Annotated in this window: 22 protein-coding genes; 18 read left to right on the top strand and 4 right to left on the bottom strand. The window is 71.8% G+C overall.

Features of this window, described 5'->3' with window-relative positions:
* The first annotated feature begins 135 nt into the window (after positions 1–135).
* The 5 genes from ACFZAM_RS14845 to ACFZAM_RS14825 are packed head-to-tail and all read left to right on the top strand — an operon-like array spanning position 136 to position 6,242.
* Positions 136–2,322 (top strand): acetate--CoA ligase family protein, encoded by a 2,187-nt coding sequence (locus tag ACFZAM_RS14845; protein WP_391046051.1) that lies wholly within the window; start codon positions 136–138, stop codon positions 2,320–2,322.
* Positions 2,319–3,755 carry a CoA transferase gene (locus tag ACFZAM_RS14840; RefSeq protein WP_391046049.1) on the top strand — a complete coding sequence of 479 codons (1,437 nt, stop codon included), beginning with the start codon at positions 2,319–2,321 and terminating at the stop codon, positions 3,753–3,755. Before ACFZAM_RS14845 ends, ACFZAM_RS14840 begins: the two co-directional genes overlap by 4 nt.
* Positions 3,752–4,657 carry an enoyl-CoA hydratase-related protein gene (locus ACFZAM_RS14835; RefSeq protein WP_391046048.1) on the top strand — a complete coding sequence of 302 codons (906 nt, stop codon included), beginning with the start codon at positions 3,752–3,754 and terminating at the stop codon, positions 4,655–4,657. Before ACFZAM_RS14840 ends, ACFZAM_RS14835 begins: the two co-directional genes overlap by 4 nt.
* Complete coding sequence (locus ACFZAM_RS14830) at positions 4,654–5,385, top strand: enoyl-CoA hydratase/isomerase family protein (protein ID WP_355342453.1); 732 nt, start codon at positions 4,654–4,656, stop codon at positions 5,383–5,385. Before ACFZAM_RS14835 ends, ACFZAM_RS14830 begins: the two co-directional genes overlap by 4 nt.
* Positions 5,382–6,242, top strand: coding sequence for an enoyl-CoA hydratase-related protein (locus ACFZAM_RS14825; protein WP_391046047.1), 861 nt, complete (start codon positions 5,382–5,384; stop codon positions 6,240–6,242). Before ACFZAM_RS14830 ends, ACFZAM_RS14825 begins: the two co-directional genes overlap by 4 nt.
* Positions 6,243–6,289: 47 nt before the next feature.
* Here ACFZAM_RS14825 and ACFZAM_RS14820 read toward each other — a convergent pair whose 3' ends face one another.
* Positions 6,290–6,772 (bottom strand): MarR family transcriptional regulator, encoded by a 483-nt coding sequence (locus ACFZAM_RS14820; protein WP_355342447.1) that lies wholly within the window; start codon positions 6,770–6,772, stop codon positions 6,290–6,292.
* Positions 6,773–7,029: 257 nt separating this feature from the next.
* Here ACFZAM_RS14820 and ACFZAM_RS14815 point away from each other — a divergent pair, with 257 nt between their 5' ends.
* The 7 genes from ACFZAM_RS14815 (at position 7,030) to ACFZAM_RS14785 (ending at position 13,568) form a co-directional block, all read left to right on the top strand.
* On the top strand, positions 7,030–7,608 hold the full coding sequence (locus ACFZAM_RS14815; protein ID WP_355342444.1) for a hypothetical protein: 579 nt from the start codon (positions 7,030–7,032) through the stop codon (positions 7,606–7,608).
* Between the two features lie 4 nt (positions 7,609–7,612).
* The gene (locus tag ACFZAM_RS14810) at positions 7,613–8,086 is read left to right on the top strand and encodes a nuclear transport factor 2 family protein (RefSeq protein WP_391046044.1); all 474 of its coding nucleotides are present in this window, start codon (positions 7,613–7,615) and stop codon (positions 8,084–8,086) included.
* Between the two features lie 43 nt (positions 8,087–8,129).
* Positions 8,130–9,239: an NAD-dependent epimerase/dehydratase family protein gene (locus ACFZAM_RS14805; protein ID WP_391046043.1), complete on the top strand. Its 1,110-nt coding sequence runs from the start codon at positions 8,130–8,132 to the stop codon at positions 9,237–9,239.
* A complete protein-coding gene (locus tag ACFZAM_RS14800; RefSeq protein WP_391046041.1) occupies positions 9,236–10,135 on the top strand; it encodes a TIM barrel protein in 900 nt (299 codons plus the stop codon). The genes ACFZAM_RS14805 and ACFZAM_RS14800 overlap by 4 nt, the downstream gene beginning before the upstream one ends.
* 84 nt (positions 10,136–10,219) lie before the next feature.
* Complete coding sequence (locus ACFZAM_RS14795) at positions 10,220–11,575, top strand: FAD-dependent oxidoreductase (protein WP_391046039.1); 1,356 nt, start codon at positions 10,220–10,222, stop codon at positions 11,573–11,575.
* 197 nt (positions 11,576–11,772) lie between these two features.
* Positions 11,773–12,123: a ferredoxin gene (gene fdxA, locus ACFZAM_RS14790; protein ID WP_355342430.1), complete on the top strand. Its 351-nt coding sequence runs from the start codon at positions 11,773–11,775 to the stop codon at positions 12,121–12,123.
* 29 nt (positions 12,124–12,152) lie between these two features.
* The gene (locus ACFZAM_RS14785) at positions 12,153–13,568 is read left to right on the top strand and encodes a cytochrome P450 (RefSeq protein WP_391046037.1); all 1,416 of its coding nucleotides are present in this window, start codon (positions 12,153–12,155) and stop codon (positions 13,566–13,568) included.
* Positions 13,569–13,637: 69 nt separating this feature from the next.
* Here ACFZAM_RS14785 and ACFZAM_RS14780 read toward each other — a convergent pair whose 3' ends face one another.
* Positions 13,638–14,561 carry an SDR family NAD(P)-dependent oxidoreductase gene (locus ACFZAM_RS14780; protein ID WP_355342424.1) on the bottom strand — a complete coding sequence of 308 codons (924 nt, stop codon included), beginning with the start codon at positions 14,559–14,561 and terminating at the stop codon, positions 13,638–13,640.
* Between the two features lie 229 nt (positions 14,562–14,790).
* Between ACFZAM_RS14780 and ACFZAM_RS14775 the strand changes: the two genes are divergently transcribed.
* The 6 genes from ACFZAM_RS14775 (at position 14,791) to ACFZAM_RS14750 (ending at position 20,424) form a co-directional block, all read left to right on the top strand.
* On the top strand, positions 14,791–16,425 hold the full coding sequence (locus ACFZAM_RS14775; RefSeq protein ID WP_391046034.1) for an AMP-binding protein: 1,635 nt from the start codon (positions 14,791–14,793) through the stop codon (positions 16,423–16,425).
* A gap of 3 nt (positions 16,426–16,428) precedes the next feature.
* Positions 16,429–17,598, top strand: a complete 1,170-nt coding sequence (locus tag ACFZAM_RS14770) for an acetyl-CoA acetyltransferase (protein WP_391046032.1) — start codon at positions 16,429–16,431, stop codon at positions 17,596–17,598.
* Positions 17,595–18,074: a Zn-ribbon domain-containing OB-fold protein gene (locus ACFZAM_RS14765; protein ID WP_355342415.1), complete on the top strand. Its 480-nt coding sequence runs from the start codon at positions 17,595–17,597 to the stop codon at positions 18,072–18,074. The genes ACFZAM_RS14770 and ACFZAM_RS14765 overlap by 4 nt, the downstream gene beginning before the upstream one ends.
* Before the next feature lie 195 nt (positions 18,075–18,269).
* Positions 18,270–19,472: an ABC transporter substrate-binding protein gene (locus tag ACFZAM_RS14760; RefSeq protein WP_391046030.1), complete on the top strand. Its 1,203-nt coding sequence runs from the start codon at positions 18,270–18,272 to the stop codon at positions 19,470–19,472.
* A complete protein-coding gene (locus ACFZAM_RS14755; RefSeq protein WP_391046028.1) occupies positions 19,469–19,993 on the top strand; it encodes a nuclear transport factor 2 family protein in 525 nt (174 codons plus the stop codon). Before ACFZAM_RS14760 ends, ACFZAM_RS14755 begins: the two co-directional genes overlap by 4 nt.
* Complete coding sequence (locus tag ACFZAM_RS14750) at positions 19,972–20,424, top strand: MaoC family dehydratase (RefSeq protein WP_355342406.1); 453 nt, start codon at positions 19,972–19,974, stop codon at positions 20,422–20,424. Before ACFZAM_RS14755 ends, ACFZAM_RS14750 begins: the two co-directional genes overlap by 22 nt.
* A 199-nt stretch (positions 20,425–20,623) precedes the next feature.
* Here the strand turns inward: ACFZAM_RS14750 and ACFZAM_RS14745 are convergent, their stop codons facing one another.
* Together ACFZAM_RS14745 and ACFZAM_RS14740 are read right to left on the bottom strand one after the other, a co-directional pair.
* On the bottom strand, positions 20,624–20,821 hold the full coding sequence (locus ACFZAM_RS14745) for a ferredoxin (protein ID WP_188284234.1): 198 nt from the start codon (positions 20,819–20,821) through the stop codon (positions 20,624–20,626).
* Positions 20,822–20,853: 32 nt separating this feature from the next.
* Positions 20,854–22,086 carry a cytochrome P450 gene (locus ACFZAM_RS14740; protein WP_391046026.1) on the bottom strand — a complete coding sequence of 411 codons (1,233 nt, stop codon included), beginning with the start codon at positions 22,084–22,086 and terminating at the stop codon, positions 20,854–20,856.
* Positions 22,087–22,255 lie beyond the last annotated feature (169 nt).

Below are 22,255 nucleotides of genomic sequence, written 5' to 3'. Positions count from 1 at the left end.
GGCTAAATAAATCGCCCCACGTCCTTCGCCCACGTCCTTCGCGCGACGTCCCTCCGCCCGAGCTTCCCCGCCCGAATCCCAGCCCGAATCCCACGGTCCGATCTCCATCGCCCGACTCCCGAGGAGTTACGCCCCATGCTCACCGTTGACTACGCGGCACGACGCTCGATCGTCGAGCCGGACAGGCTGCGCCGCTTCTTCGGCGCCCGCAGTATCGCGGTCGTGGGAGCATCGCCGAGCTCCAGTTGGGCGCGCAATCTCCTCAACGCCCTCGAACTCGGCGGCGGGGTGCGGGATGTGCGCTTCGTCCACCCCAAGTACGGCGAGGTGTTCGGCAAACCGACCGTCCCGACGCTGCGGGACCTCGAAAAGCCCGTCGACATGGCCTACATCATGGTCGGCCCGAGCCGGGTCGACGCCATCCTCGAGGACGCCGCCGCGGCGGGTATCAAGAACGCGGTCATCCTCGCCTCCGGATACGGGGAGTCCGGAGCCGACGGACGCGACCGGCAGCGGCGGCTGGCGCAGAGCGCGGTCGATCTCGACCTGACGCTCATGGGCCCGAACACCATCGGGTTCATCAACGCGGTGGACGGGGTGGTGCCCTGGGCCGTCGCCACCGAGTCCGCACCCGTGGCCGGTCCGGTCGGCGCCGTCTTCGAGAGCGGTTCGATGGCGCGGGCGACGTATCAGTTCGCCCAGGCGCACGGCGTGGGCTCCACGCTGTGGGCGTCGGTGGGCAACTCGGCCGTGCTGACCAGCCTGGACGTCCTCGACTACCTGATCGAGGACGAGAGCACCCGAGCCATCGCCCTGTTCCTGGAGACCGTGCGCGAGCCGGACCGGCTCTTCGAACTCGGCACGAAGGCGCTGCGGGCGGGCAAGCCGATCGTGGTCTACAAGGCCGGGCGGAGCGAGGAGGGCATGCGCTCCGCCATGGCGCACACCGGCGCCATGGCCACCGACGACGCCGTCGTGGACGCGGCGTTCCGGCAGGCGGGCATGGTCCGCGTCGAGAGCGTCGAGGAACTGGTCGCGACCGCCGGGGTGTTCGGCTACAGCCCGCGGCTCCCGGACGGCCGCCGCATGGGTGTCGTGACCTCGTCGGGCGGCGGCTGCAACATCATCGCCGACCTCGCCTTGGTCAACGGCCTGGCCCTGCCCGGCTGGCAGGAGGACACCGGCGCCAAACTGGCCGCGCACCTGCCGGAGTTCGCCTCGATCCTCAACCCCCTCGACACCACCGGTTTCGGCCACGCCCGCGCCAGACCCCGGCCGACGAAGGCCGAGGACGACCTCATGGAGATCGCGGTCGAGGACTCCGGGATCGACTTCATGTTCTCGATGATGACGCCGCTGCCGGACGAGCGCCCCGAGGACCCGACGTTCATCGAGAGCCGGATGAAGATCATCGGCGAGATCGTGGCCGCCTCGCCCGTACCGGTCTTCCTCTCGTCCAACACCTGCCTGGACATCTCGCCGTACGCCCTGTCGCTGCTCTCCGAGAACAAGCTGTTCCTGCTGCCCGGCGTCGACCTCGCGATCACCTCCCTCGGGCATGTGGCCCGGTGGGTCGAGCAGCGCGACGCGCTTCGGGTGACGGCGAGCGGGACCGGGGAAGTGCCGCCCGCCGCGGTCGGCGACGGGCCGACGGCCGGCACCTGGGCGGAGGACGAGGGGCGGGCCCTGCTGGAGGCGGCCGGTGTGCCGATCGTCCCGGCCGTGCTCGTCCACTCCGCGGCCGAGGCGGCGGGCGCGGCGGCCAAGGCCGGCGGCCCGGTGGCGATGAAGATCTGCTCGCGGGCCGTCGCGCACAAGTCCGACGTCGGCGGAGTCGTCCTCGGCGTCGAGGGCGCCGGGGCCGCGGCGACGGCGTACGACTCGATCACGGCGACGGTGGCGCGGAACGTCCCCGGCGCCGACCTGCGCGGTGTGCTCGTCTCGCCGATGCGGGAGCCGGGACAGGAACTCCTCGTCGGCGTCACGGTCGACTCGACCTTCGGGCCGGTGCTCGCGGTGGGCCTCGGCGGCATCTGGGTGGAGGTCATGAAGGACACCAGCCTGCGAGTGCTGCCCGTCGACGCCCGCGAAGTGCGCCGGATGCTGGGGGAGTTGAAGGGCGCCGCCCTGCTGCGCGGCGCACGCGGCAGCACGGCCGCCGACCTCGACGCGCTGAGCGAGGCGATCGTGGCGATCAGCCGGGCCGCCCTGTCGGTCGGACCCAGCCTGGACACCCTGGAGGTCAACCCCCTGCGCGTCAACGGCAGTCGGGTCGAAGCGCTCGACGTACTCGTCACGGCCACGGTGGGGGAGGACGCATGACCGCGCCCGACATCGAGCGCGCGACCGCGCGTGAGGACGGAACCGGCGTCGAGCGTACGACCGCGCCTGAGGACGGAACCGGCGTCGAGCGTACGACCGCGCGTGAGGACGGAACCGGCGTCGACCGCGCGACCGCGCCTGTGGTCACCCCGGACACCGCGCCCCAGCCCGCGCCCGGCGCGCCCGAATTCCTCGCCGGAGCGCTCGACGGGATCAAGGTCCTCGACCTCACCCGCTTCCTCCAGGGCCCCTACGCGACCCGCATCCTCGCCGACCTCGGCGCGGAGGTCGTCAAGGTGGAGCGGCCGGGCGGCGAGTGGGACCGGCGGCTGCGCCAGGCCCCGGACGGATACGCCGGGTTCTTCACCGGCCTCAACCGCGGCAAGAAGTCGATCGCCGTCGACATCACCACCCCCGAGGGCCGCGACATCGTCAAGGCCCTCGCCCGCGAGTGCGACGTCGTCGTGGAGAACTTCCGGCTCGGCGTCATGGAGAAGCTGGGCCTGGGCTACGACACCCTGCGCCAGGAGAATCCGGGCATCGTCTACGCCGCCGCGTCCGGCTACGGCCCGCTGGGCCCGCGCGCCAAGGAGCCGATGTTCGACATGGTCGCGCAGGCCGTCTCCGGCCTCTCGGACTTCGTCCGCACCCCGGACGGGGCGCCCCGGCTCGCCAGCCGCGGCATGGCCGACTCGGCCGGCGCCGTCTTCCTCGCGATGGGCATCCTGACCGCGCTCCTGGCCAAGGAGCGCACCGGGCGGGGCCAGCGCGTGGACGGCTCGCTCGTCGGCTCCTGCCTGGCCCTGCACACCGCCGAGGTCACCATCGCGCTGCACGGCGACGAGGTGAAGCGCACCCAGGGCCGTGTGACGTCGACCTCGGGCGCGTTCCGCTGCGGGGACGACCGCTGGATCGTCATCGGCGCCACCGACCAGAAGGTGTGGCACGGGCTGACCGCGGCCCTTGGCCGGCCCGACCTGCGCGACGATCCGCGGTTCGAGAAGAGCAGGATCCGCGAGCGGCACCGCGACGTCCTGGAGCCGGTCCTGGAGGAGATCTTCCTGACCGCCGACCGGGACACCTGGGTCGAGCGGATGCGGGACAACGGCGTACCCGTGGCTCCCGTCAACACCTTCGTCGAGGCCGCCCGCGACCCCGACGTCCTCGCGAACGGCTTCGTCGTCGAGCAGCCGGACGCGACCTGGGGGACCGTCCGCACCGTGGGCAACCCGTTCCTGCTCAGCGCCACCCCCGCGCGGGTCGGCGACTGGACACCGGAGTTGGGCGCCGACACCCGCGACGTACTCGCGCGCCTCGGCGTCCCGCAGGACCGTATCGACGCGCTCGTCGCGGACGGCGTGGTCGAGCAGGCGCGGCCCGCGCACGCGCCGTCGGAATCACCCCGAGCAACGGAAGAGGTGGGCAAGGCGTGAAGTACGGAACCCCGGAGAGCATCGCCGCCGCGGCGCGACAGGTGCTGTACGAGGCCGACCCGGCGTCCGGCATCGCGTATCTGACGCTGAACCGGCCGGAGAAGCACAACGCCATGAGCGTGCCCATGCGCGACCGAATCATCGAGCTGATGGCGCTTGCCGGGGACGACCCGACGGTGCGGGTCATCGTGATCCGGGGCAACGGGAAGTCGTTCTGCAGCGGCAACGAGATCAATGAGCAGTGGGGCCAGAAGCGCCCGCACGAGCGGCGCCGCACCCTGACGGTCGGCTACCGGTACGGCGCGGACATGGCGTGGGGCCGACTGGGCTTCAGCCAGGCGATCTCCCGCTCGCCGAAGGTCACCGTCGCTCAACTGCACGGCTACTGCGCCGCGGCGGCCTACTTCATGATCGCGTGCAAGGCCGACGTGGTGACGGCCGCCGAGGACAGCAGGATCGGCGCGCTCGAAGCGCGCTTCCTGGGCCCGGCGGGCGCGGTCGCCAGCGTGCACATCAACCGCATCCTGGGCATGAAGGCCGCCCGGCGCACCGGCTTCACCGCGATGCCGATGAGTGGGACCGAGGCGCACCACCTCGGCCTCGTCGACACCGTCACCCCGGCCGCCGAACTCGCCGCGGCCACACGGACGATCGCGGCCGACCTCGCCGCCCGGCCCTCCGGCCACCTGCTGTACCTGAAGTCGCGGCTGCGCGCCGCCGAGGGCGCGATGGACACCAGCGTCCCCTCGATCACGGGGCTGTTGGTCTCGCACTTCCTCCAATCGGGCCCGGACGAGATGGACTTCTGGAAGACCGCGAGGGACGTCGGCGTCGGCGGCGCGCTCGACGCCGACAAGAAACGCAAAGGCGCGGCCGACCCCCGCCTGGGGGTGAAGGGATGAGCGCCGTCGACCTCCGCGTGGCCGACGGCCGCGCGTACATCGAGGTGGAGAGCTTCGCCCCGCTGACGGCCCATGACCCCGCCTTCGCCGCCGAGTTGGCCGCGGCCGTCGTCGAGGCGTCGGACGACGACCACGTCAAGGCGATCGTGCTGCGCACCACGGGGCCCGACTTCGCGCCGGAGGCGGCCACCGGATTCCCGTCCGCGGCCGAGGCGCCGACCACCTGGCACCGCGCCTTCGCCGCGTCGACCGCGGTCTACCAGGCGACCTGCTTCGCGAAGAAGGTCGTGATCGCCGAGGTGCGCGGGGCGTGCCACGGGGCGGGCACCGCGCTCCTGCTCTGTACCGACCTGGCCGTCGCGAGCGAGGACGCCGTGTTCGGCTCGCCCTTCCTCGACGTGCCCGAGGCGAATTTCGTCCTGGCCGCGCTGACGGTCCGGCTCAACCGCGCCAAGTCGTGGCTGCTCAGGGGGACCGTCCACGACGCGGCCACCGCCGGGCGGATCGGGCTGGTCAACCGGGTCGTCCCGGTCGGCCGGCTCCGCGCGGAGGTCGTGTCGATGACCGCCGCCGTCATCGGCATGCCGCTGGACGGCATGACGATGTCGAAGATGCTCCAGCAGGCCGTCTACGACGCGCACGGCGTGGGCCGGGAGTTCGACCTGGCCGACCACTACGCGATCCACCGCGCGGCGGTCGGGTCCGGTCTCACGGAGGAGAGCGCATGAGCGAGGGCCGGGTCGAACTGGGCAAGGACCACGAGAACCACATCGCGACCGTCACCGTACGGCGTCCCGCGACGGGCAACCTCATGACCCGCGCCATGGCCGAGCAGTTCGCGGCCCACCTCGCGGACGTCGACCGGGACGACGACGTGAAGGCCGTCCTGATCCGCGGCGAGGGCGACGACCTGTGCGCGGGCTGGGACCCGGCCGACGCCTGGGACCAGTACGTGCAGGCGCCCGGCGGATCGGTGCGCAAGCACCCGAGCCAGCGGGCGCGGCTGATCGCGCTGGACGAGGCGTGGTGGGGGAGCACGGGCCTGTACAGCCGGCTGCTGCACTGCCGGAAGGTGACGGTCGTCGAGGCGCGTGGCCGCTGCTGGGACACCGGCCTCTACCTGGCGCTCTGCGCGGACCTGGTGGTCGCGGGCGAGGACGCGACCTTCGGTTCCCCCCGGTGGCACAACGTCGGGGTGGACGGCGACATGTCGCTGCTGTTCGCGACGGTCGGCCTCAAGCGGGCCAAGGAGCTGATGTACTGCAACGTGGCCTGGTCGGCGCGGACCGCGCTCGACTACGGTCTGGTCGACCGCGTCGCCGAGGACGCGCCACGGGGGGCGGCCGAACTCGCCGCCATGTGCGCGTCGATCATGCGGGACGGCATCGTCACCGAGAAGTACGCCGTCTTCGCCTCGCTGGAGAAGCTGGGCGTCGGGCTCTCATTCGCCGCGACCACCGTCGTCGGCGCCTCGCTGAGCAACATCCACTTCCAGCCGGGCGAGTTCAACTTCCTGTGGGAGGTGCGTCGCGAGGGCGCCGAGGCGGCCCTGGCGCGCTCACGCGAGGAGGTCGAGATCCGCTGACCGCCACCTACGGCCGGTGCCCGCCGGCCGCCGCGGGCCGGGGGACGTCAGGGGCGGCGCGGCAGCTCGGGGTCGCAGAGCCGCTCCAGGGCGGGCAGCGCGGTGAGCAGGCTCTCCAGCTCCGTGTCGTCCAGCCGTCCCAGGTGCTCCTCCAGCCAGACCTCGCGGCTCTTGAGCACCTGCTCCCGCTCGTCGGCGCCGCTGGGCGTCAGCTCGATCAGCGCCGCCCTGCGGTCGGCGGGGTCGGCGGTACGGGAGACGTAGCCGAGTTCGATGAGGCGGTTGAGCGACCTGGTCACCGACGGCGGGGAGACCCTTTCCGACGCCGCCAGCTCGCCCGCGGAGACGGGCTGGTTGCGGCCGATGTTGAAGAGCAGCGAAATGAGGGCATAGCTCAGACCGTCGTCATTCTGCTGCCGCAATACCCGTCCGAGGCGACCGAGCGTCATCCGCAGGCGCGTCAGATCCTCGCGCCGGATGGCGTGCTCGTGCTTGACGCGGTCGACAGAGCCGTTAGTGGTCGTGGTCATCCTTACCCCGAATCTGGGCGTTCGCCTCATCAACTTCGCGCTGCTAAGTATGCGCCCGGCGGGCTTCCCGACGCCACGTGCCCACGTCGTAGATCTGTCAGGGCCATGTCCAGAAACCCCGTTTCATCGGGGGTTTGCGTACATCTGCGCTGATTCGCCGAACACCCTTGCGGGTGTCGGATTCAGCCATTAGTTTACATGGTTAGATAAATTGTGGCGACCGTCACACGGAGATCCCGTATCCCTGAGGAGGGAAAATGAAGGACTTCAGGCCGGAGCTGACGTACACCAGCTTCGAGGCGCACATGCACAAGGCCAAAACACCTCTGCAGCTCAAGCATCTCGAGACGGTTGTCCACCACTCGAAGGGCGAGGTGCTGGCCGACCTCGACATGGTCCTGCCGACGCTCTCGGACGACCCGCAGTACCACGAGTACGGCGTCCTGGGGAACGTCAAGGGGGACACCGGCCCGAAGGGCATCGAGCAGGTTCGAGCCAACTACACCGAGATGGTGAACAACGGCTCGTACGTCATCGAGTCGAAGAAGACCCGTGTGGTGGTCGGCGACTACGACATCGTCACCGAGGGCACCTTCCGGCAGATCCTGACCGCCGCGGTCGCCCGCAAGATGGGCTTCGTGGACGACACCTCGCCCGCGAGCCCCTTCTACGTGCTGTCGGCCAGGACCGTCGTCTTCTGGGAGTTCGACGAGAACGACAAGGCCAAGGGCGAGGACCGCTACGTCCTGGACCACCACATCGTCCCGCTGGCCGAGGAGGACCTGCCGGACGACTACCCCGACAAGTTCCGCACCGCGCCGAAGGCCGAGGTCTGAGCACATGACGACACGCACCGAGGGCCGGTCGCTGGAGCAGCGGATCGACGAGCTGGAGGGCCGGGCGGAGTTCGCCGACATCGTCGCGGGCTACTGCGAGGGCACCGACCGCCGCGACATCGACCGCTTCATGAGCATCTGGCACGACGACGCCGAGTACCTGATCCCCGGCGGGCGCGGCGACTTCCACGGCACGGACGAGATCCGCCGCTCGCAGGAGGTCATCGGGAAGGTGTGGAAGGAGACCTATCACTGGACCACCAACCACACGGCCCGCTTCGAGACCCCCGACCGCGCGACCGGCCGCAGCGACGCCATCGCCGTCTGCGTCCACCCGGACGGCAGGATCAGTTGGGTGAGCTGCACCTACCACGACGTCTACGAGCGCCGCGCGGGCGCCTGGAAGCTCGCCCGGCGCCTGGTCGAGCGCTACTTCGTGAGCGCGCCGCAGGACGTCGCACTGCTTCCGCCCTTCTGACCGCAGGACCGCCGACACGGGCCCCATCGTCAAGGGAGACGAGATGAGTGCTGGACGAGTGCTGGTGGCCGGGGCCAGCGGGCTCATAGGGGCCGCGGCGATCACCGCCTTCGCCGCCGAGGGGTGGGACGTGGTCGCCTTCTCACGACGCCCGCCCGAGGCGGACGGATCCGTACGGTGCCGGCACGTGCCGGTGGACCTCACGGACGGGTCCGCGACCCGCGCGGCCGTCGCCGCGCTGGCACCCCGGCCGACCCACCTGGTCTACGCGGCGGCGTACGAAAAACCGGACCTGGTCGCCGGGTGGTCCGACCCGCGGCAGATGGCGACCAACGAGGCGATGCTCGGCAACGTCCTCGGGCCGCTGGCCGAGGGGGGCGCGCTGCGGCACGCCACCGTCATGCAGGGGACGAAGGCGTACGGCGCCCACCTGCACCCGATCCCGGTCCCGGCGCGGGAGCGGGCGCCGCGCGACGACCACGAGAACTTCTACTGGCGCCAGGAGGACCTGCTCAGGGAGCTGGCCGACCGCCACGCGTTCGACTGGACCATTCTGCGGCCGGTCCAGGTCGTGGGACCGGCGTACGGCGTCTCCTACTGCACACCGCCGGTGATCGGCGCCTTCGCCGCGCTCAGCGCCGCGACGGGCATCCCGTTCGGCTTCCCCGGCGGCACGGTCCACCCGGTGCGCCAGGTGGTGGACGCGCGGCTGGTCGCGGGCGCCCTGGTGTGGGCGGCGACCTCGCCCGCGGCTCGGGGCGAGCACTTCAACCTGACGAACGGCGAGGTGTTCTCCTGGCAGGAGCTCTGGCCGTCCCTGGCCGACGCGATGGGCGTGCCGTGCGCGCCGCCCCGTCCGATGAGTCTGACCGAGGAGCTGCCCCGGCTGGCCGGGGTCTGGCAGGACATCGTGACCAAGCACGGGCTCCGCCCGCTCTCCCTGCTCGACGTCCTCGGCCGGTCGCATCAGTACGCCGACTACACCTTCGGATACGGCCTGACGACGATGCCGCCGCCCGCGCTCGTCAGCACGGTCAAGGTCAAACAGGCCGGCTACACCCGGGTCCACGACACCGAGGCGACCTTCCGCGACGCGCTGCGGACGCTGGTCGAACGCCGCGTGCTGCCCGACCTGACGGGAGCCGCCGGGTGAACGCGCCGCCCGCGGCGCGCGAGCCCCGGCTGGTCCTGGCCTGGGGCACCGTGCGCGACGCGTCGTTCCCCGACCGTGTCGCCGCGGCCCGCCGGGCCGGGTACGAGGGGATCGGGCTCGCGATCCCGTACTACCGGGACCTGCTCGCGCGGGGGTGGAAGGACCGCGACCTCGCCGCGGTGCTCGCCGAGTGGGACGTGCGGATCAACGAGGTCGAGGTGCTGTTCGGCTTCCACGGCGCGCCGGGCCGACCGGCGGGTGTCGCCGGCCGTCCTGGTCTGGTCTACGCCGACCCGGAGCTGGAGAGGACCGCCTTCCACCTGGCCGACACCTTCGGGGTGCCCTTCGTGCAGACCGTCGGCACCTTCGACGCCCGGCCGGTCGCGGACGCCCGGCCGGTCGGACCTGAAGTGGTGGACGCCTTCGGGGAGTTGTGCGACCGGGCGGCGGCGCACGGGCTGAGGGTGGCGCTGGAATTCGTGCCGTACAGCAGCATCCCCGACCTGGCGTCCGCACTGGCCGTCGTGGCCGGGGCGGACCGTGGCAACGGCGGTCTGTGCGTGGACAGTTGGCACTTCTTCCGCGGTGACCCGGACCTGGGGCTGCTGCGTACGGCGCCGCCGGAGCGCGTGTTCATGGTGCAGTTCAACGACGGCCCGGTGCCGCCGGTCGACCCCGACCGCATGGTGGACGCCGTCCACCACCGGGTCCTGCCCGGCGAGGGCGACTTCGACCTGCGCGCGTTCGTGGCGGCCCTCGACCGGCCGGGCGTCGAGGCGCCGTTCTCGGTCGAGGTCTACTGCGACGCGCTGCGGTCGCGGCCGACGTCCGAGATGGCGCGGCGGGCGGCGGACGCCACGCGCGCGGTCGTCGCGTCCGTGCCGCGAACCCTCTGAAACGACCCGTGGTGTGACCGTTGACACGTATTGCTTCGCCTGGTTAAGTACGCATGGCTAAGTAATGGTGGGGATGAGGAGCAGATGAACCCTTACCGTGTCGCCGTCGTCGGTTCGGGACCGGCGGGCGTCTACGCGACCGACGCTCTCGTGCGCGGCGCGCTCGATGTGTCGGTCGACGTCTACGACCGGCTGCCCACGCCGTACGGCCTGGTGCGGTACGGCGTCGCGCCCGACCACCCGAGGATCAAGTCCATCGTGGTCGCCCTGCGGAAGGTGCTCGAACGCGACGGGGTCCGCTTTCTCGGTGACGTCCACGTCGGCCGCGACGTGACGACGCGGGAACTCGCGGAGCTGTACGACGCGGTGGTGTTCGCGACCGGCGCCTCCGTCGGCCGCAGGCTCGCCGTACCGGGGGAGGAGCTGGCCGGGGTCTGCTCGGCCACCGACTTCGTCGCCTGGTACAGCGGCCATCCCGACCACGCCCGCGCGGGGGAGTCCTTCCCGCTGGAGGCGGAGTCGGTGGCCGTCGTCGGCGCGGGCAATGTGGCGCTCGACGTGGCGCGCCTGCTGGTGAAGTCGGCGGCGGACCTGGCGCGGACCGACATGCCGCCGCACGTCCTGGACCGGCTCGCGCGCAGCCGTGTCCGCGACGTCCACCTCGTCTGCCGCCGCGGGCCGGAGCACGCGAAGTTCACCGCGAAGGAACTGCGTGAACTGCTCGAACTCCACGATGTCGCGACCGAGTTGGACGCCGGGATGCTGCCCGCCGGGTCGCAGGACCCGCTGACGGCGGCCAACCTCAAGGTCTTCGCCGACCTCGCCTCCCGTGAGGTGCCCGCCGTCCGGCGCACCCTGCGCTTCCACTTCTGGTCCCGCCCCGTGGAGCTGTTGGGCGACGGCGGCGCCGTCACCGCCGTGCGCCTGGAAAGGACGCGGGAGGCCGACGGCGCGGTCGTGGCGACCGGCGAGGTCACCGATCTCACGGCCGGCATGGTCGTCCGGTCGGTCGGCTACCACAGCACACCGGTCGGCGCCCTGCCGTTCGACGAGGACCTGGGCCGCGTCCCGCACGACGCCGGCCGGGTGCTGGGCCCCGACGGCCGGGCGCTCGACGGTCACTACGTCGCCGGGTGGGCCAAACGCGGGCCGTCCGGAGTCGTCGGCACGAACCGGGCCTGCGCCGCCGACACGGTGGCCGGTGTCGTCGCGGACCTGGCGGCCCGGCCGCCCCGCGGCGCCGGGCCCGACGAGGTCGACCGGGTGCTCGCCGAGCGCGGCGTCAGGCCCGTCACGTACGACGGCTGGCTGTCGATCGACGCGGAGGAGGAGAGCCGCGGCCGGAACCTCGGCCGGGCGCGTACCAAGATCCCCGACTGGGAGACCCTGCGGCACGTCGCCGCCGCGGACGCCGACCGGCCGGACCGGGGCGCGGCCTGACGCGCGGGCGCCCACGACCGCCCGAACCCCGGGCGCACCGGGAGCCGTTCGCCACCGCCCGAACCCCGCCCCACCGGAGGTTCATCACCGCCTGAACCGGCGGGCGTCCAACACCGCCCCCACCGGGAGCCGTTCATCACCGCCCGAACCGGCGGGCGTTCACCACTGTCCCTCTCAACCAGGAAGTCGGCATTCCCATGGCCTACGTCATCCACGGCGCCTGCATCGACGTGCTCGACCGGAGCTGCGTCGAGGTCTGCCCGGTCGACTGCATCTACGAGGGCTCGCGCAAGGCGTACATCCACCCCGACGAGTGCGTGGACTGCGGTGCCTGCGAGCCGGTCTGTCCCGTCACGGCCATCAAGTACCGCGACGAAGTACCCGAGGGCCAGGCCGACTTCGTGGAGGACAACGCCCGCTTCTTCCTCGAACCCCTTCCGGGGCGCGACGAGCCGCTGGGCCACCCCGGCGGCTCGGCCGACCTCGGACCCACCGGTGTCGACACCGCTCTGGTGTCCCACCGCCCGGCGTCGTCGGGCGGCGCCTGACCCCATCCACCTCGGAGGCCCAACCCGCCATGGAGAGCCTGAAGGAAGCACGCGACCAAGACCCGTATCCCTTCTTCGCCGACCGACTCGCCCGCGGTCCCGTCCACTGGGACGAGGGCATGAACGCCTGGATCGTCGTCGGCTACGAGGAGTGCCGGTACATCCAGCTCAACGAGGATCTCTTCGCCCACCCGTACTTCGAACTCAAGGGCGCGGCGGACGTCTACGGGGGACCCAAGGGAGTGCTGCTCCTCCAGGGCGAGCAGCACCACCGCGTCCACAACTTCCTCCTCCAGCACTTCACGCCGACGACGGTCCGCAAGTACCGCACCGCCTTCATCGCGGAGCTGGTGAGCGCCCGGCTCGACGCGATCGAGGGGCGCACCCATGTCGACCTCGCCGCCGAGTTCGCCTCGGTGGTGCCCAGCGACGTCATCGCCGCGCTGCTCGGACTCGACTGGCGCGACGAGGAGTTGATGGCCAAGTGCCGTCGCTGGAACTCCACGATGTTCCGCTGGACCGAGACCTTCGGCGAGGACGAGGAGGCGTACGCGGAGGCGGCCGCCGCGGCCTCCGCCCTCAACGAGGTGCTGCTCCCGGTCATCAGGGTGCGCCGGGACGAGCCGCGCGACGACCTGATCTCGGTGCTGTGGGAGCAGGGGCAGGGCGTGCTGGAGCAGTGGGGCGAGGAGGAGATCCTGGCGCAGGCGCGGGTGCTGTTCTTCGCCGGTACCGACACCACCGCGCACTTCCTGAAGAACGCCATCCACACGCTGCTGAACCACCCCGAGTTGCAGGACCGCATCCGCGGGGACGAGCGCCAGATCGTGGCCTTCGGCGAGGAGGTGCTGCGCTACCTGGCGCCCGTGCAGTTCCGGGTGCGCGTGGCGACCCGTGACGTGGAGGTGGCGGGACGGCTGATCGCCAAGGGCGACCGGGTGCACCCGGTCAACGGGGCCGCGAACCGGGACCCCCGGCAGTTCCACCACCCCGAGACCGTCGACCTGGACCGCGGCAATCTCAAGACGCACGTCGCGTTCAACGTCGGCCCGCGCTACTGCGTCGGCGCGGCGCTCTCGCGCGGCGAGGAGGTCGAGGTGATCTCGCAGTTGCTCGACCGCTACGGGACGCTGCGCTGGGACCGCGACGCGGAACCGGCGCGCTACCGCGGCTACATGCCGCGCTCGTTCAGCCCGCTCAACGCCGTGGTGGCCCCGGCCGAAGAGGCCGCCCCGGCCACTGCCACCGCCACCGCCACCGTCAGCGCGGACGCGGACGCCTGCGTGGGCGCGGGGAACTGCGTCCTGGTGGCGCCCTCGGTCTTCGGCCTGGACGACGACGGGGCCGTGGCCGTGCTGCGGGAGCGGATCGGCGCCGCCGACCGCGCCGCGGCGGACGCGGCGGCGGCCGGGTGTCCGGCGGCGGCGATCATCGTGGAGGACTGACGACGCGGACAGCGAAAAGGTGGCCGGGCCCCGAGGGCCCGGCCACCGTCGTACGCGGCTGACGTACGGTCAGATCGCGGCCACGCGGCCCGATCGCGCGGAAGCCTCGGCGAAGTCCACGACGGTCGTGTCCCGGACCGAGCCGAGACGGTCCCGCTGGGCGATGATGTCGTCCAGTCGCAGCGCCGTGCTCCCGGTGATCTCGTCCGCGGGCGTCCACTCCCGCATGCGGGACACCGTCGGGCCGTGGACGACGAAGACCTGGCCGGTGATCCCCCGGGAGTGCGCGCAGCCGAGGAAGGCCGTGAGCGCGGCGACGCTCTCGGGGTCCCACTCGTCGGCCGCGCCCTCGGCGGGCGCCATGCCCTCGACGACGCCTTCGGTCATGCCGGTCCGGGCGCGCGGGCAGATGGAGTTGGCGCGTACGCCGTAGCGTGCCAGCTCGCGGGCCGCGACCTGGGTGAGGGCGACGATGCCCGCCTTGGCGGCCGAGTAGTTGACCTGCCCGAAATTGCCGTAGAGCCCGGCCTCCGAGGACGTGGTCACCACGGCGGCGTCGACCGGCTCGCCGGACGCCTGGTGCAGCGCCTTCCAGTGGGCGGCGGCGAAGTGCAGGGGACCGGCGTGGCCCTTGAGGTGGACGGCCATCACCGCGTCCCACTCGGCCTCGGAGATGTTGACGATGGTGCGGTCCCGGATGATGCCCGCGTTGCAGACGAGGAAGTCGAGCTTTCCCCGGACGCCGGCCGCCTGGGCGATCAGCCGCTCCGCGCCGTCCCAGGTGGAGATGTCGTCCCCGTTGGCCTCGGCGCTGCCCCCGGCCGCGCGGATCTCCTCGACGGCCTCGTCGGCGGCCGGCCGGCCCTCCGGCGTACGGCCCACGTCGTTGACCACCACATGCGCGCCCGCCCGTGCGAGCGCCCGCGCCTCGGCGCGCCCGATGCCCTGGCCGGCCCCCGTGACGACGGCGACCTTCCCCTTCAGCTCGTCCATTTCTCGCCCTTCTCCTCCGTGCTCGTGCGGCTCGGTCCGCGAGATGTGCCCCCGGGTGATCAGCGTGAACAGCGTGATCAGGAGGCACTGAAACACATTTGCTTAGCCAGGTAAAGAGATTGACGCGATCCATTGCGCTCGGTTTAAGACGATGTTACACATGGCTAACCACTTCCCGTGAACGGCCTCCGCTTCGCCGTCCGCACAGTTCGCGACGAGAGGAAAGAGCATGGCCGCTGCTCCCGCGCCGACGACGAGGACCGACCGTGAGGCGTACTACCGCGAGCACGGATACTGGACCTCCGAGCGTCTCGGATGGTGGGTGTTCGACGTCGCCGAGCGCACCCCGGACCGCGAATTCCTGGTGATCGGCGACCTTCGGCTGACGTACGGCGAATTCGCCGCGTGGGCCGATGTGCTCGCCGCGCACTTGGTCGAGGCGGGAGTCGTTCGCGGCGACCGCGTCATGATCCAGCTGCCGAATCTGGCGGAGGCGCTGCTGGGCCAGGTCGCCGCCTTCCGGATCGGCGCGGTCAACGTCCCGGTCGTGCCGATCTACCGCGAGCACGAGATGGCGCACATCGTCAACGACTGCAAGCCGCGCGCGGTGATCTCGATCGCGGAGAACCGCGGCAGGCGCCCCGCCGAGGAGCTGGACGGCATCCTGGAGGGCGCCACCTGGGGACCGGTCGCCCGCTTCTGCGTGGACCTGGAGGAGCCGCGGCCCGGCTGGCGCGCCTTCCCCGGCCGGGACGACCGGCGGCCCGCCGTCTCGCTCCCCGACCCGCTCGAACCCGACCGGTGCTGCCTGATGCTCTACACCTCGGGGACGACCTCCGCGCCCAAGGGCGTCGAGCTGACGGGCCAGGGATTCGTGTCCAACGCGCGCAGCATCCGGCACACCATGTCGCTGAGCGCCAAGGACGTCTTCTTCTGCGCCTCGCCCCTGTCCCACCTGGCCGGTTTCAACGCCGGGGTCGTCTGGCCCGTGTCCATGGGCGCCAAGATCGTCGTGATGCCGGTCTGGAACGGCGCGGAGGCGGCCCGGATCATCGAACGCGAACGGTGCACCTTCACCACCGCAGCCTCGGTGTTCCTCCACGACCTGGTCGCGGCCCACCGCGAGGGCATCGGCGCCGGCCACCCGATCTCGGTGTTCATGTCCGGCGGCGCGGCGACCGTACCCGATCTGATCCGGGAGGCGGGCGAGGTCGGGATCACCGCGCTGCGCGGCTACGGCATGACGGAGACCGGCGGGGGAGTCTCCTGGGTCGCCCCCACCGAACCGCTCGACATCAGGGCCGAGTACGACGGCGCCGTCGTCCCCGGCAGCGAGATCCAGGCCGTCGACGCCGAGCGCCGGCCGCTCCCGCCCGGCGCGGAGGGCGAACTGCGGATCAGGGGTCCGCAGGCCCTCATCGGCTACACCGACCCGGCCCTCACCCGCGAACAGCTCGACGAGGAGGGCTGGTTCTACACCGGCGACCTCGGCCGGGTCGACGCGCGCGGTCTGGTCCGCATCACCGGCCGTACCAAGGACATCATCAACCGCGCGGGCGAGAAGTTCTCCGCCCGCGACATCGAGGAACTCATCCAGCGGCACCCGGCCGTCGACATGGCGGCCGTGGTCGGACTGCCCGACCCGCGGCTCGGCGAGGTCGTCGGCGCCTTCGTCACCCTGGCCTCGGGCCAGGAGTGGCCGGGCGACGCCGAGATGACGGCGTACCTGGACCGGGCCAAGCTCGCCAAGCAGAAGATCCCCACCTCGTGGCAGGTGCTCCCCGAGCTGCCGAGAACCGCCTCGGGCAAGATCCAGAAACACGAACTGCGCCACACGAACTCCACGACGAACAGGAGGAGTTGAGCCGTGACCCGCCTCGACCGCACCCCGGTCATCGCCGCCGTCGGACTGTCCGACGGGCCCAAGGCGCCCCATCTCGACGCGCTCGGCCACCAGGCCCAGGCGATGCAACGCGCGCTGGCCGACTCCGGCCTGCGCAAGGACGACATCGACGGCTTCGGCTGCGCCGAGGCGTGGATCCCCGGCGTCCCCGGCGTCGACCTCCCCGAGACCGCGGAGTACCTGGGCCTCGACCCGCGGTGGATCGAGGGCACGTACACCGGAGGATCGGCCTACGAGTTCCAGATCCAGCACGCCGAGGCCGCGATCCGGTCCGGCATGGCGGACACCATCCTCCTCACCTACGGCAGCGACCTGCTGACCCGGATGGGACGGAGCCTCGGCACGGCGTACGGCCGCAGGCCCGTCGGCGGCGCGGCGTACGAGGAGCCGTACGGCAAGACGACGGTCGCCGCGTACGCGATGGCCGCCCGGCGCCACATGTACGAGTACGGCACCACGCCGGAACAGCTCGCCAGCGTCGCCGTCGCGGTCCGCGAACACGCGGCCCACAATCCGCAGGCCATATACCGCAAGCCGCTGACCGTGGACGACGTCCTCGACTCCCGGATGATCGCCGACCCGCTGCACCTGTTCGACTGCTGCGCGATCACCGACGGCGGCGGCGCCGTCATCGTCACCACCGAGGAGCGCGCCCGCGACCTCAGGCAGCCGTACGTCTCGATCCTGGGCACGGCCGCCCGCCAGAACCACTGGAACATCTCGCAGGCGCCGGACGTGACCACCACGGCGGGAGCCCGCTCCGGCCCCGACGCCTTCGCGCGCGCCGGACTGACCCCGGCCGACGTGGACATGGCCATGCTCTACGACAGCTTCACCATCACGGTCATCCTGCTGCTGGAGAGCCTGGGCTTCTGCGAGCCGGGCGAGGGCGGGCCCTTCGCCGAGGAGGGCAACCTCCGGCTCGGCGGGAAGCTGCCCGTCAACACCGACGGCGGCGGCCTGTCCGCCTGCCATCCGGGACTGCGCGGGATCTTCCTGCTGATCGAGGCGGTCAGACAACTGCGCGGCCAGGCCGGTGAGGTGCAGGTGCCGGACTGCGAGGTGGCGCTCGCGGCCGGCTCCGGCGGCTGGTTCTCCACGATCGGCGTCACCATCCTCGGGAAAGGCAGATGAGGCAGATGGCAACCGAGAACATCCGCGGCCCACAGGGGACCCTCGACGTCATCGACGTGGCCGACACCTGGGCGAAGCCGGTCCCCGAACTCGACCCGGTCAGCGCCACCTACTTCCGCGCCGCCCAGGAAGGCACGCTGCTGATCCAGCGCTGCCCGTCCTGCCACGCCACGCAGCACTACCCGCGGCTGATCTGCCGCGTCTGTGCGGCGACGCCCGAGTGGGAGGCGGCGAGCGGGCGGGGCACCGTCTACACCTACACCGTCGTCCGGCAGGCGGGCATGCCCGGATTCGACGAGGACGCGCCGTACGTGATCGCGCTGGTCGACCTCGACGAGGGGCCGCGCATGATGGGCAACATCACCGACTGCCCCGTGGACGAGGTCCGCGTCGGCCAGCGCGTCCAGGCGTATCAGTTGCGGATCGCCGACGGGATCGGCCTGCCCCAGTGGCGGCCCGAGGCCACCTCCGGCTGAGACCGCGCCACGCGACCGAGGCCACGTCCGGCTGAGACCGCGCCACGCGACCGAGGCCACGTCCGGCCGAGGCCGCCCCCGACCGAGAGCACCTCCGGCTGAGCCCGCTCGCGGCTGAGCCCGCCCACCCTCCCCGTGACGCGCGTACGCGCCGTCGCCGGCGATTCATCATTTCACTTCGTTAAGGAGCCTGTTGTGCACAGATCCCTCTTCGGCGTCGGCGTCCTGGCGCTCGCCGCCACGATGTCGCTCGCCGCCTGCGGCTCCAACGGCGGGGGCAGCACCTCCGGCGGTGGCGGCGGCAAGACCCTGGTCATCGGCTTCGCCGCCCCGCTCACCAGCGGCAACGCGGCAGTGGCCGAGCAGATGGTCAACACGGCCAAACTGGCCGTGAAGACGATCAACGCGGACGGCGGCGCGGGCGGCCGGAAGCTCTCCCTCAAGGTCTACGACGACAAGCTCACCGCCGACGAGTCGGCCAAGGTCGCCCAGCGGGCCATCACGGTCGACAAGGCCGGGGTCATGATGGGCGGCTACACCAGCATCGAGGGACTGGCGATCCGCAAGATCGTCGAGCCGCGCAAGATCGTCTTCATCAACTCCTCGACGATCTCACCCGCCCTGATGGACGGCGCGAAGTACACCTTCCGCACCACCGTCGACCAGAGCGACTACCCGGTCCAGATGATCGACCTGCTCAAGTCGCTCGGCTACAAGCACCCGGTGGTGACCGCGGACGACGGCCCGACCGGATCGACGCTGTGGAAGCCGATCGTCGACCAGGCGAAGCAGGCGGGCATGGACCCGGGCGACACCGTGCACTACACGCTGGGCGCGACCGACCTGACCTCGGCCGTGACCAAGCTGAAGGGCGAGCACCCGGACGCCGTCGTCCACATCGGCTCCGCGGCGGCCGACGCGGGACTCATGCTCAAGACGATGGCGGAGGCCGGGGTCAACGTGCCCGTCGTCGGCTTCGGCTCGCTCATCGCGCCGGACGCCCTGAAGATCGGCGGCGACGCGTACACCAAGCTCCCGGCGATCTACACGCTCGCCAACCAGCAGCCGTCCAAGCCGGAGTACCAGGACTTCGTCAAGGCGTACGCCACCGAGTACGGCGGCAGCGCGGACGCGCTCGCGCTGGGCCTGGCGGAGCAGGCGGGCGCCACCTGGGACGCCTTCACCGTCCTGAAGAAGGGGCTCGACGCCACCGACGGCGACACCGACGGGGACAAGCTCGCCAAGGCGATCGACGCGATCACGCCCTTCGCGGGCGCCGCGGGCAAGGACGGCTCGCTGATCAACTTCGGTGACGGACGCGACGGATTCAGCAAGTCGCTCGTGGCCTTCCAGTTCGTCGGCGGCAAGCCCAAGGAACTGGCGAAGCAGCCCTCGTGACCCGGCGCGACCCGGTCGACGCGCCGGGCCCCACACCCCGGGGCCCGGCGCTCGACGCCCAGGACGTCCGGCGGATCACCGCCCTGCTCACCGCGTACTGCGACAGCGTGGACACCGGTGACTTCGCGCGCTTCGCCCGCCTCTTCCGCGACGGCACCTGGCTGGGAATGCCCGGCGCCGACGTCGAGGACTGGATGCGGGAGAACGTCCTCACCTACGACGGCGCCACGCACACCCGGCACCGCGTGCACGACATCAGCCTGGCACCCGGCGGTTCGCGGGACGAGGCGTACGGGACCTGCGGCATCGAGGTCACCCAGCGGTTCCCCGGTGAGCGGGCCCTGCTCGTCACCCGCAACACCTACGCCGACCGGTTCCGCCGCGTGGACGGCCGGTGGCGGTTCGACTCCCGGACGATCACGCGGCGGCAGCCCGGCGACGACTCCCGGCACCGGCGCCGGGGGAGCGGCCGGGACGACAACCAGAAGGGACGAGGCACGTGCGGATCTTCGACGGCCTGACGGATCTGGCCGACTCCGAAGGCGAGGATCTGGGGGCCAGCGACTGGATCGCGGTCGACCAGAAGCGCATCGACGCCTTCGCCGACGTGACCGGGGACCACCAGTGGATCCACGTCGACCCGGACCGCGCCGCCTCCGGCCCCTTCGGGCGGACGGTCGCCCACGGCTACCTGACCCTGTCGCTGCTCGCCGAACTCACCACCCGGCTCTACCGCGTCGACAACGTCTCCTTCGCGGTCAACTACGGCCTGGACCGCGTCCGGTTCGTCACGCCCGTGCTCGAAGGCTCCCGCATCCGCGCCACGGCGCGGCTCGCGGAGGCCGCACGCCTGGACGCGGCCGTCCAGGTGAGGCTGGAGAGCACCATCGAGATCGAAGGGTCACGGCGCCCGGCCGCGGTCGTCACCTCACTCGCCCGCTACATCGCCTGAGCCGGGCAGCGTACGAGGCGCGGCGGACCGGGACAGGACATCGCGATGGACCTGCGCGTCGCGCCGCACCGGCTGTGCCCCTTCTGCGACCGGCGGCGGGAACTGCCGGGCGGTGATCCGGGGGCGCTCCCGTCGGAGCGCCCCCGGATCACCGCGGCTGTACGGCTGTACGTCATACGGCTGCGGCTGCGGCTACGGCCTACGGCTCGACCGTCTCGATCGCCTGCGCCGGGCAGCCCACCTCGGCCTCGCGGACGTCGTCCCACGTCGCCTCGGGCGGCTCGTCGGCCAGCAGCCGCACGATGCCGTCCTCGTCGCGCTGGTCGAAGACGCCCGGCGCGGTCAGGACGCACATGCCGGAGCCGCAGCACTTGTCGGTGTCGACGTGGACTCGCATGAGGCGTTCCTTTCGTTGCGGAGCGGCGGGGTTCACCAGGCGAGGGGGAGCGCGTGCAGCCCGTAGACGGCCATCTCGTGGCGGAAGCGCAGCTCTTCGAAGGGGACGGCCAGGCGCAGGCCGGGGAACCTCTGGAGTACGGCGGGCAGCGCGACGCGCAGTTCGAGGCGGGCGAGCGGCTGGCCGAGGCACTGGTGGACGCCGAAGCCGAAGGCCAGGTGACGGCGGGCGCCGGGGCGGCCGAGGTCGAGCAGGCCGCCCTCGGGGAAGGCGTCCTCGTCCCGGTTGGCGGCGCCGATCATGCACAGGACGCCCTCGCCCGCCCGTATCCGCGTGCCGCTGACCTCCACGTCCTCGACGGCGACCCGGCCGATCCCGTTGTGGACCACCGTCATGTAGCGCAGCAGCTCCTCGACGGCGGTGTCGAGGGCGGAGCCGTCGCCGTCCTCGTCGAGCCGGGCCGCCTCGTGCAGCCGCGCGGCCTGGGCGGGCTCGCGCAGCAGGGCGAGGACCGACAGGGAGGTCATGTTGGCGGTGGTCTCGTGCCCGGCCACCAGCAGCAGCCGGCCCATCGACGCGATCTCGTCGTCGTCCAGGACGTCCTGCTCGGCGAGGCGGCTGATGATGCTGTCGTCCGGCGCGGCCCGCTTGGCGCGCGCCAACCCCGCGAGATAGGCGCCCAGTTCGTCCTGCGCCGCGGCGACCTCCCGCGGCGGCGCGTCGGTGCGCAGCATCGTGCTGCTGCACTGCTGGAAGAAGGCGTGGTCGGCGTATGGGACGCCCAGCAGCAGGCAGATGACCATGGAGGGCAGCGGCAGCGCGAAGTCGGCGACCAGGTCCGCGGTGCGGTCGGCGCGGGCGGCCATCCGGTCCAGCAGGTCGTCGGTGACCTGGCGTACCGCCGGTCGCATCTCGGCGACCTTGCGGATCATGAAGTCGGCGGTGAGCATGCGGCGCAGCCGGGCGTGGTCCGGGTCGTCCATCCGGATGAAGGTCGGCCGGTCGGTGGCGAGCGTCCGCAGGCCCGCCGAGAGGAACGGGAAGCCGGGCCGCCTCGCGTCCGAGCTGAAGCTCCGGTCCCGCAGCACGGAGCGGATGTCCGCGTGCCGGGTCACCATCCAGCACGACGTGCCGTCCCACAGCCGGACGCGGCTCAACCCCTCCTCGCCTCGGGCCTGTTCGTAGGCGGGCGGTGGGGCGAAGGGGCATGTCCCTCGGGCGGCGGGGGCGGTGACGGCAACGGGCGGGTGCGCGGCGGTGGCCATGACGGACACTCCTGTCTTGCCGGTGCGGAAGGTGCCAGAGCGGTGCCAGGGGCAGCAGAGGTCAGTGCCTGTAGCACTAAGTGCCGTAGGCAACTAACTTGGTGTCGAGGCTAGTTCGCTCTCCGCACTCGCCGGTAGGGCGGATTCGGGCCGTTTCACGCCGATGCGA

The organism is Streptomyces sp. NPDC008079, from assembly GCF_042957385.1.
Taxonomy (GTDB): domain Bacteria; phylum Actinomycetota; class Actinomycetes; order Streptomycetales; family Streptomycetaceae; genus Actinacidiphila.
This window is presented reverse-complemented; position numbering and strand designations above follow the sequence as displayed.

Bases quoted from the DNA above. Each gene is read 5' to 3' on its own strand.
- ACFZAM_RS14845 (WP_391046051.1), top strand. From the start codon at position 136: ATGCTCACCGTTGACTACGCGGCACGACGCTCGATCGTCGAGCCGGAC.
- ACFZAM_RS14840 (WP_391046049.1), top strand. From the start codon at position 2,319: ATGACCGCGCCCGACATCGAGCGCGCGACCGCGCGTGAGGACGGAACC.
- ACFZAM_RS14830 (WP_355342453.1), top strand. From the start codon at position 4,654: ATGAGCGCCGTCGACCTCCGCGTGGCCGACGGCCGCGCGTACATCGAG.
- ACFZAM_RS14825 (WP_391046047.1), top strand. From the start codon at position 5,382: ATGAGCGAGGGCCGGGTCGAACTGGGCAAGGACCACGAGAACCACATC.
- ACFZAM_RS14820 (WP_355342447.1), bottom strand. From the start codon at position 6,772: ATGACCACGACCACTAACGGCTCTGTCGACCGCGTCAAGCACGAGCAC.
- ACFZAM_RS14815 (WP_355342444.1), top strand. From the start codon at position 7,030: ATGAAGGACTTCAGGCCGGAGCTGACGTACACCAGCTTCGAGGCGCAC.
- ACFZAM_RS14810 (WP_391046044.1), top strand. From the start codon at position 7,613: ATGACGACACGCACCGAGGGCCGGTCGCTGGAGCAGCGGATCGACGAG.
- ACFZAM_RS14805 (WP_391046043.1), top strand. From the start codon at position 8,130: ATGAGTGCTGGACGAGTGCTGGTGGCCGGGGCCAGCGGGCTCATAGGG.
- ACFZAM_RS14795 (WP_391046039.1), top strand. From the start codon at position 10,220: ATGAACCCTTACCGTGTCGCCGTCGTCGGTTCGGGACCGGCGGGCGTC.
- fdxA (WP_355342430.1), top strand. From the start codon at position 11,773: ATGGCCTACGTCATCCACGGCGCCTGCATCGACGTGCTCGACCGGAGC.
- ACFZAM_RS14785 (WP_391046037.1), top strand. From the start codon at position 12,153: ATGGAGAGCCTGAAGGAAGCACGCGACCAAGACCCGTATCCCTTCTTC.
- ACFZAM_RS14780 (WP_355342424.1), bottom strand. From the start codon at position 14,561: ATGGACGAGCTGAAGGGGAAGGTCGCCGTCGTCACGGGGGCCGGCCAG.
- ACFZAM_RS14775 (WP_391046034.1), top strand. From the start codon at position 14,791: ATGGCCGCTGCTCCCGCGCCGACGACGAGGACCGACCGTGAGGCGTAC.
- ACFZAM_RS14765 (WP_355342415.1), top strand. From the start codon at position 17,595: ATGAGGCAGATGGCAACCGAGAACATCCGCGGCCCACAGGGGACCCTC.
- ACFZAM_RS14745 (WP_188284234.1), bottom strand. From the start codon at position 20,821: ATGCGAGTCCACGTCGACACCGACAAGTGCTGCGGCTCCGGCATGTGC.
- ACFZAM_RS14740 (WP_391046026.1), bottom strand. From the start codon at position 22,086: ATGGCCACCGCCGCGCACCCGCCCGTTGCCGTCACCGCCCCCGCCGCC.